Raw genomic sequence first — 7272 nt, forward strand, 5'->3', positions numbered from 1 at the left:
CCAGTCAGCAAAGAGGAGGGCTTCATCGGAGGTGTAGTCCATTAGGGAGGGGACATTGCCTTGTTGTTTTTTCTTGAATGGGTGTGCTAGTTTAAATATTCCGTGACCCAATTCGTGTGCAAGGGTTCTTTCGGTTTGGTCGAATACAAAACCAAACTGACCACCGAGTGCCATATAGCCTCCTTGCCCTGTGCTGCTCTTGGCATTGGTAATAAACACGTAATAGGTATCGTTTGTTACCTTGCCTGTGGCTTTATAGGCATTGATAAGTGCCTGTTGCGACGGACTGTAATCGGTAAGGTCGCCAAATACATCTTTGGTTTCCAACACGCCATTGGTCAAATAAGGTGTGATATCAAAAGGTGCTGCCCAAGTGATATCTAAAGTTACTCCTATCTTGCTATAAATAGATTTTACTCTATCTATATCCATAGAGGTGTTTTCGGAAGTGGGTACAAGGATTACCTTGGCAGTTTTAGGTGAGAGGTATACCAAGTTAAACACTCCTGCGATTTGGTACTTTTTACCTTGCTTGATAGTAGCTTGTACTTGTTCAATATGTCAAAGAACTTATTTTTAGTATATTGTTTGTGTAAACAAAATAAGGTACAAAGATAGAGTTTTTGCTTTAAATAGGCAATAGCTTAGATGTTATTTCTCTCTTTCAAAAATATGCAACGTATGATTACTATCTAAGATATACACCTTATTTTCTGAGACTTTTAAATCTCTAAGGCGTGTAAAACTATTATCTCTTTCCACTACTGCAATAGGCTCTGAAATATAGATAATTTCCTTGGTATTGATGTCTAAAATACCAAATTTTAGTTGTTCAGCAAGATAAAAATACAATAAATCATCTTGAACGATGTATTGGGTAGAAGTATCTTTCCCTTCGATATTGTATTTTTCAAACTCCTCTTGTAAACCATATTGAGTAGCAAAAGGAAGTTCTTGGTTTAAATCTATTTCAATAAAAACATCCATAGCCATACCAAGAATTTTCCCTTTTCCACTATCTAAGAGATAGTCACTCCTATAAAAACCTTTAATTTTGGTAATAGTTTTTTCTACAGCTTGATGATATTCAGGAATACGATATTTTAATTCTCCTGTTTCAATATCTAAACCTATAAAACCTCCCAACTCTATAAAAGCCCAAAAAATATTGTTGTGTATACCTATAAGCTTATATACCCTAAAATAATTTTCTTCATCCCACGAATTTTTATACTTCCCAAATGAAGCAAGAGAAAATTCCCATAGATGCTCTTTCTTTTGAATAGAAAAGGCTCTGATAGACATTACATCATCATATATTTTACTTTTTATATATATATATATATATATATATATATATTCATTTGAAAAAGCTCTTATAGAAGACCTATCTATATATTCAAGCTCTATAAGATTATCTTTTTTGTCTATGAGAATAGTTTTTTTACCATCTCGGTTGTAAGCTATGTAAAATTCAGATAACTTATAGAAGACTCTGTTTTTTCCTTCTTCTATTAATTCTAAATTCTCATCGAAGATTTTATAATTATCTTCCCATTCACTGAAATAGAATTTATTGTTAAAAACAATGATTGGATCTAAAGGCGTTTTGTAAAGCATTTGCTTTTTTTTGCCACATTGGAATTCGTGTGATGTATTGATGTAATAAGGTTTACCTTTATAGATAACATAATCTCTTACATTATCTATTTTAGAAATTAGTTTAAACATTTTATTGTGTTTTTATAAAGTTATAGAGTGCTGAATTTGTATCGTCTATTATATTTTTAAAATTTATAATTCTTTTCTCTTGCTCTAAGATATCTAAACTTTCTTTTAGTTTAGGACTCATAACCTCTAAAATTTCATCACTATTACGTTTAAACAATTCTTTAAAAGCTTGTTTTACTTCATTTACATTAGCTTTATTACTGTTGATCACATAAGCTAAATCTTTCATTTCGTCAACTTCTTGTAAATAACTTTCAAATTGTTGGATAAAACCTTTATCATTAGCTATTTTACTCCACGTTTCGCTGTTATAGCTTTTAAATTCCTCATATAAAGGCTTTTGTCCCTATGCTTACTAAATGAAAGTAAAAGTAATAGAAATGAAATTAGTATGATAAAACAAGAACTATTCTTCACGTTCAAAAATATGTAAGGTATGATTACTATCTAAGATATAGACCTTATTTTCTGAGACTTTTAAATCTTTAAGCTGGGTAAAACAATCATCTCTTTCCACTACTGCAATAGGATCTGAAACATAGATAATCTCCTTGGTATTGATGTCTAAAATACCAAATCTTAAGTCATTAATAGAGCAAAAGTATAGTAAGTTATCTTGCAAAAAAGTATCACCACTAATATCATTCTTATTAAGTCCTGCTTTTTCTATCTTATTTTGCAGTCCAAAAAGATAAGGTATTATAGATTCTTTATTTAAGTCTATCTCAAAAAATCTATCAGCTTTTAAACCAAAAATCACGCCTTTTTCAGTATCTAATTTAAAATCTGCACCATAGAAAATGTAATAGTCTTCATTGTCTAAATAATTTTCTACTATCCCAACAGCATTTTTCTTTTCTATTCCTAAAAAACGATATTTTAGTTTTCCTGTTTCAACATCTATTCCTATAAGTTCCCTTGCATTTAAATATACCCAAAGAATATTGTTATATATTCCTATAAATTGTTCTACTTCATAATCTTTCTCTTCTTCTGAATATTTATATTTGAATTTACCAAATACTGAAAGAGAAAACTCCCAAAGGAACTGACCTGATAAGAAGTTAATTGTTTGAATTTTATTCTCCTTTTCAAAAAATAAGAGCTCTTCAAAAATATAAGATGATAGTATTTTGCCTCTCACTAGCTCTAAATCATTATACATCAATCTCTTTGATACTCTATCATAATAGATAAAGGAGCTGTCAGAAAAATAGTAATAAAAATTTCTTTCTTCAAAAGTGTTTATAACTTTTCCTTGATAATTAAAAAAAGTATTGACACTTCTATTAGTAAACACATTAAAAAAAGAAGGGTTAAAATCAACTCCCCAATACGGAAGAGGAATGGGAATACTAACCTCTTTGCCAATGACTTTTACTAGATTGCCAGAAGCATAATAACAATTACCATCTATTATTTTCCAACTATTTATATTAGGAAAATTCTCTACGTGTTGATACTTCATTAGTTTGTTTTTATAAAATTATATATTGGATTATTGAGATCCTCAACTTTCTCTAAGAAATCAGAGGCATTATCTATGTCCTTACCAAATAGCTTTCTTATTTTTTCAAGTCCGAGTCCTCCTTCTTCAGGAAATCTAAAAAGATTATCAGCTTCTTTTTTAAACACTTCTTTAAAAGCTTGTTTTACTTCATTTATATTAGCTTTATTACTGTTGATCACATAAGCTAAATCATCAATATTCTTCACTCCACTAGTTTGTAAATAGCTTTTAAACTGTTGAATAAATCCTTTATCATTAGCTATTTTGCTCCAAGTTTCACTGTTATAGCTTTTAAATTCCTCATATAAAGGTTTACTCTCAGAAATAAACTTCACGTCATAACGGCAGTTGGGACAGATATCATCTAAAGCTTTTCCAAACTTCATATCTATATGCTCAATGTTTTCAGGCGTATATTTTTTAGGGTTTTTCTTAAAGGTGGATAACATATGCTGAGTACCTTCACGCATAGCGGCATTGCTACTTAAAGCGCCTTCTTCTATTTTTTTCCATACATCAGGACGGTTTCTAAAAGTATAGGCTACTTCTACATAGTTTTCGAGCATCTCATCTATGGTGCGACCTCCAAAAATTTTCCTTCCTGCATCTTTACAATTACCACAAGGAGCATCTTTATATTTCTTCAAGAAATTTATTAGTCCTTGTTCACCTCCAATAGCTTTTAGTTTTTCAGCATTTTCAGGGGCTAAATTCACTAATTTATTCCATAAATAGGAGTTTTCTTTAGCTTTTGCAACAAAGCTAAGAAAGAAACATAGGGTTAATATGATGATATAAAAACTATTGCTTATTCTCATTTAAAAAGGATTGGGTTCATTTTCTAAATGAGTGATTAAACAATCAAATCCTTGTTTGAAAATAGCAACCTCTTCTGTTTTTTCAGGTTTCTTTATAGCATACAAATCAATGAGTTTCAATGTTTCGTTTTTGTATTCTTCATATCTTGAATGATTGCCCCATTTTAATATAGCTATTTTTTTAAATAAGTGTACTGGAAAACTCCCTCCAACAGCTATTTCTGCTTTTCTCTCAAAAGACACACTTCCTACATAATCAGCTAAAAATTTTATATCTAATAGTTTAGGAAATACTTCTTGTTCATAATACGAAAGACATTTATAAAACTCTGATAAAAATTCCTCTAAATGAGCCTCAGAAGTGATATCTTGTACAAACTCATACTTTTGAGGATAAAATTCATAACAAGAAAACACCATTTCGTTATCATAGTATTCACCTAACTCATCTAATAAGAGATTAGAGAAAAAATGTTCCAGTTTTTCTAAGACGACTGTAAAACCTGTAAAAGTCAACATACAATCGAATTGAAGTCTGAACCCAAAAGTATATTCTACTCCTGTAGTATTTCCAAAAAAAGTAATAAATCCAGCATCTCCTAATCTTGATTTATATTTTTTAGAAACCATAGTTTCTATTTTCCTTTGTAAATCTTTCTTTTTAATTTCCATTTTACATATTTTATTTAGTTATTCCTTTATAAAAGGATTGGGTTCATTTTCTAAATGAGTGATTAAATAATCAAATCCTTGTTGGTATAAAGGTGCCTCTTTTTCATATCTTGGCTCTAAAAAATCTTCTTTTATAAAAGTCTGTAAGCCATTTTTATATTCTTCATATCTTGGGTGATTTCCCCATTTTAGAATAGCAATTTTCTTAAAAAGAGTGACAGGATAAGTTCCGCCAACTACAATCTCCAATTGTTTATCAAAAGGCACACTCCCCACATAATTAGCTAAAAATTTTATATCTAATAGTTTAGGAAATACTTCTTGTTCATAATACGAAAGACATTTATAAAACTCTGATAAAAACTCCTCTAAATGAGCCTCAGAAGTGATATCTTGCGAAAAAGAATAGTCTATTTTATAGAAATCTTTGGTATTAGGATATATATGATCACGATAATATTTTTTCAACTCTTCTATTATTAAATCACATACAAATTTTTCTACTTTTTTAATTTTGATAGTAAACCCCTCAAATGTTAGTAATCTATCATATTGTATCCTAAAATCAAATGAATATTCTATATTTTCTCCTTTTAACTCATAAGAAAAACTATCATCGGTAATAGTAGCATCATTATTTACTAAATTTACCTTATATTCTTTTGATATTACTTCTTTTATTAATTGGTGTAAGTCTCTTTTATCTAGTTCTATTTCCATTTTGTTTGTATTTTTATTTAGTTATTCCTTTAAATGTATTTTTCCCATCACCATATAGTTTATAGAAAGCCTTGATAGGAATTTGAGTTCCTCTATCAATAGATTTAGGCAATCTAACATTCATAATTTCATCATTTATTTTTGGAATTTCAGCTTTATAACTTAAGCTGCCTTTTCCAGCTTGTTGTTGTGCTAAAGTTTGTCCTGTAGATAAGCCTGTACTTTGACTTAGCTTAGTTTCTACTACTACCATATCTACAATTTCATCAAACTCATCATATTTAATCCAAACTTGGTCGGCAATAAAGAACTCGCCTTGCTTGTTACAAGGAGGGGGTAATATATAGAGAATTTTCTCTATTAAACATCTCTTTTAATTTATTAAACTCTATAAAACTTTTTTTGACAATTTGATGGAATTTAGACTCCACATTTTGCAAATTTGGAGAGTTGCTAAACCCTTCTTCTCTATATTTAATATATTTTTCATATAGAGAATTATTACAAAGTTTCATTATAATCATAGCTTTTAGTCCAATTTCACCTCTCAAATAATTATGATAATCATCAAATGAAACAACGCTTAGAACTTTATCATTAAAACTTTGAAGAGTAGGAATTGCTTTAAAAAAAGGTAATGTATAATTGTTATAATAGGGATCTAACAATTGAACATATGCTTCTAACTCACTCTCGTTTTTAATAATGAAAAAATTTTCAGAAAGATTTCCTCCTCTTTCAACATTAACAGTACCAGAAATAGTATAATGAAAATATGTTTTCTTATTAGTTACTTGTTCCAATATTTTTTCTACCTTATCTACTTCTATATATTCTGTTATGCCAGGTCCTAATTGTATACATTCTTTTTTTATTTTACAATCTAATTGTATACATTTTTTAGTATCATTTTCCGTTTTAGAAAAAAATAAAATGTCTGTTTCTGTATCTATTTTACAATCAAAGTCTTTTTGATAAAAATAGTCTAATAGTTTTTTAAGCTTATTGTTCATTAATTATTCACTTTTATTATACCATTTTCCTTATAAATTCTCACAAAAGAACTATTATTCCTATATACAAGATTTTCTTTATTTAATTTTAAATTACCTTGTAATACTTTTCCTTCACTTTTCACGATATATTCAAACATTTTTTGTGCTTCTGTTTGATTTATTGTCCAAGAAGTAGATTTTGATAATTTAGAATCTATAATAATAACATCTAAAATTTCGACATCTCCATCTATAATTTTTCTAACAGCAACAAAATCAGGTTTAAAATATTCACCTGCTTCTTTACAAGGATATTTTCCTGATATACAAAGTTCAACATTGCTCAAAATTGTTCTACTATCTAAATCAGGAATTTTATTCTTTAACATCATATAAACATCAGAAGTCTTATCTTTCAATTTAAGTAAACAAAAACTTTCAAACTCTCTGCCTTCTTTTGTCATTTCCTTAAAGAAATTACTTTTTCCCCATTTTGTCCAAGAGCTATTTTCTTTAGAAAGTTTAAAGGCATAGGCAGGGTCTTCTTTTATCAATTTCCATTTAAGAAAATCGTCTTCTGTCTTTAAAAGCTGTCTTAATTCACCTCCTGTAGAATTAGATGATAAATCTTTCTGCAAAGTTTTTAATAAATCATCATTCCATTGGTTGAGTAAAAGCTTAATATCTGTCGAAATAGGTGTATTGAAATAAGTATCTATCTCATTTATTTCTGATTTTAGATTTTTTTCTAAAGACAGTACTACCTTTTCACCTTTGGCATAAACTCCTATATTGGCTTTTTTAGTATCGTTGTTAACTGTGATAT

The 7272-nt window shown here is 28.9% G+C and carries 9 protein-coding genes and 1 pseudogene; all 10 read right to left on the reverse strand.

Annotation, left to right across the window (positions count from 1 at the left end):
* Window positions 1-504, reverse strand: a pseudogene (locus tag JMN12_RS06185) (hypothetical protein); the annotation flags it as partial.
* Window positions 505-651: 147 nt separating this feature from the next.
* Complete coding sequence (locus JMN12_RS15205) at window positions 652-1731, reverse strand: hypothetical protein (protein WP_238423830.1); 1080 nt, start codon at window positions 1729-1731, stop codon at window positions 652-654.
* 1 nt (window position 1732) lies between these two features.
* A complete protein-coding gene (locus JMN12_RS06200; protein ID WP_203138040.1) occupies window positions 1733-1960 on the reverse strand; it encodes a hypothetical protein in 228 nt (75 codons plus the stop codon).
* 177 nt (window positions 1961-2137) lie between these two features.
* Window positions 2138-3199 carry a hypothetical protein gene (locus JMN12_RS15210; protein ID WP_238423831.1) on the reverse strand — a complete coding sequence of 354 codons (1062 nt, stop codon included), beginning with the start codon at window positions 3197-3199 and terminating at the stop codon, window positions 2138-2140.
* Window positions 3199-4059 carry a hypothetical protein gene (locus JMN12_RS06210; protein WP_203138042.1) on the reverse strand — a complete coding sequence of 287 codons (861 nt, stop codon included), beginning with the start codon at window positions 4057-4059 and terminating at the stop codon, window positions 3199-3201. Before JMN12_RS06210 ends, JMN12_RS15210 begins: the two co-directional genes overlap by 1 nt.
* Complete coding sequence (locus JMN12_RS06215; RefSeq protein WP_203138044.1) at window positions 4060-4731, reverse strand: hypothetical protein; 672 nt, start codon at window positions 4729-4731, stop codon at window positions 4060-4062. It lies immediately after the preceding gene.
* Window positions 4732-4749: 18 nt separating this feature from the next.
* Complete coding sequence (locus JMN12_RS06220; RefSeq protein ID WP_203138046.1) at window positions 4750-5451, reverse strand: hypothetical protein; 702 nt, start codon at window positions 5449-5451, stop codon at window positions 4750-4752.
* A gap of 13 nt (window positions 5452-5464) precedes the next feature.
* Window positions 5465-5704 carry a peptidase gene (locus JMN12_RS06225; RefSeq protein WP_203138048.1) on the reverse strand — a complete coding sequence of 80 codons (240 nt, stop codon included), beginning with the start codon at window positions 5702-5704 and terminating at the stop codon, window positions 5465-5467.
* A 70-nt stretch (window positions 5705-5774) separates the two neighbouring features.
* Entirely contained in the window at window positions 5775-6464 is a 690-nt protein-coding gene (locus JMN12_RS06230; RefSeq protein WP_203138050.1) for a hypothetical protein, read from the reverse strand.
* Window positions 6464-7272: hypothetical protein (locus JMN12_RS06235; RefSeq protein ID WP_203138052.1), on the reverse strand; the 809-nt coding region annotated here is incomplete at its 5' end. The genes JMN12_RS06235 and JMN12_RS06230, both read right to left, overlap by 1 nt.

The sequence above is a fragment of the Capnocytophaga genosp. AHN8471 genome, from assembly GCF_016806945.1.
GTDB lineage: Bacteria > Bacteroidota > Bacteroidia > Flavobacteriales > Flavobacteriaceae > Capnocytophaga > Capnocytophaga periodontitidis.

Excerpts from the sequence above, each read along its gene's own strand:
- JMN12_RS15205 (WP_238423830.1), bottom strand. The coding sequence starts at position 1,731 with ATGTTTAAACTAATTTCTAAAATAGATAATGTAAGAGATTATGTTATC.
- JMN12_RS06200 (WP_203138040.1), bottom strand. The coding sequence starts at position 1,960 with ATGAAAGATTTAGCTTATGTGATCAACAGTAATAAAGCTAATGTAAAT.
- JMN12_RS15210 (WP_238423831.1), bottom strand. The coding sequence starts at position 3,199 with ATGAAGTATCAACACGTAGAGAATTTTCCTAATATAAATAGTTGGAAA.
- JMN12_RS06210 (WP_203138042.1), bottom strand. The coding sequence starts at position 4,059 with ATGAGAATAAGCAATAGTTTTTATATCATCATATTAACCCTATGTTTC.
- JMN12_RS06215 (WP_203138044.1), bottom strand. The coding sequence starts at position 4,731 with ATGGAAATTAAAAAGAAAGATTTACAAAGGAAAATAGAAACTATGGTT.
- JMN12_RS06220 (WP_203138046.1), bottom strand. The coding sequence starts at position 5,451 with ATGGAAATAGAACTAGATAAAAGAGACTTACACCAATTAATAAAAGAA.
- JMN12_RS06225 (WP_203138048.1), bottom strand. The coding sequence starts at position 5,704 with ATGGTAGTAGTAGAAACTAAGCTAAGTCAAAGTACAGGCTTATCTACA.
- JMN12_RS06230 (WP_203138050.1), bottom strand. The coding sequence starts at position 6,464 with ATGAACAATAAGCTTAAAAAACTATTAGACTATTTTTATCAAAAAGAC.